The sequence below is a fragment of the Mesorhizobium sp. M7A.F.Ca.CA.001.10.2.1 genome, assembly GCF_003998575.1.
Classification (GTDB): Bacteria; Pseudomonadota; Alphaproteobacteria; order Rhizobiales; family Rhizobiaceae; genus Mesorhizobium.
In genome coordinates, this window is the sequence record NZ_RZQY01001075.1 from 1 (window position 1) to 1,199 (window position 1,199).

Sequence of the window (1,199 nt, forward strand, 5' to 3'; positions counted from 1 at the left end):
GGTTTCGGGGCCGCGCAGCAACTCGGCGTCCGAAGGCAGTCCGGCCTCATTCCAGAGCCGTACGATGTCATCGCCGCTGGATTGCGCAAGGGTTGCCATGGCGGCCTTGCGCTCGGCCTGGTCGCGGGCTTCCTGTCCTCGCATAAGCTATCGTCCTCGTGGCTAAATTTGTCTATTGATATAGACAACTATACAAATTATACCTATTATCTAGCGCGTGTCCATGACGGGTGGATGACAGCGATAGAAGACTGGGCGCTGGAAGGTGGGGGGCAATGAGGGTCGGGCGGCTGTCAGCGGACGGCATCGAGCGGCGCAGTGGCGTTTCGCTGTGGCGGCAGATTGCCGACAAGATCCTGCATGCGATCGCCATCGGCGATTTCACGGAGAATGCAGCGCTGCCGCCGGAGGTGGCGCTGGCAGAACGCTATGGCGTCAACCGTCACACGGTGCGCAGCGCCATATCGGCCCTTGTAAGGGAAGGCGTGCTGCGGGCCGAGCAGGGGCGCGGCACCTTCGTGCTGTCGCGCAAGCGGCTGTCCTATCCGATCGGGGCGCGCACACGCTTTTCGACAGGACTGCAAGGGCAGACGACGGAACGGCACATCGTCCTGCTCGCCTCGTCGGTCGAGCCGGCCAGCCAGCGCGTCGCCGAGGGACTGGGTCTTCCCAAGGGAGCCGATGTGATCCGGTTGGAAACGCGCGGCGAAGCCGACGGACGGCCGGTGTCGCGCGCTGCCGGCTGGTTCGAGGCCCGGCGCTTTGCCGGCATCGATGCCGCGATGGCGGAAACAGGCTCGATCACCGCATCGCTGGCGCGGTTCGGCATAGACGACTATCTCAGGCAATCGACCGTGCTGTCGGCGCGCCATGCCGATGCGGCGGACCTTGCCGACCTCGACCTGCAGCCGGGCGCCATCGTGCTGGTCACGGTTGCCGTCAACGTCACGCCGGACGGCCAGCCGATCCAGTTTTCCGAGTCGCGGTTTCCGGCCGAACGGGTGGAGCTGAAGCTGTCGGCGCTGTAGGGAGTGGACAGCTCGGTCGCGCTTATTTTTCAGCGACTTGGCGTTTGAGGACCGCCTTCCCCCACTCCGTCTCGGCTTCGCCGAGCCACCTCTCCCCCCTCCGGAGGGAGAGGAAGGAGCCCGCCTTGCTAAGCTCGCACCCTTCCTCTACCCCGTCGATCGGGGGAGAGG

General features: G+C 65.1%; 1 protein-coding gene. It reads left to right on the forward strand.

Features of this window, described 5'->3' with window-relative positions; all coding sequences use genetic code 11:
- Nucleotides 1-275: 275 nt before the first annotated feature.
- The gene (gene phnF, locus EN964_RS35175; RefSeq protein ID WP_127267994.1) at nucleotides 276-1,028 is read left to right on the forward strand and encodes a phosphonate metabolism transcriptional regulator PhnF; all 753 of its coding nucleotides are present in this window, start codon (nucleotides 276-278) and stop codon (nucleotides 1,026-1,028) included.
- Nucleotides 1,029-1,199 lie beyond the last annotated feature (171 nt).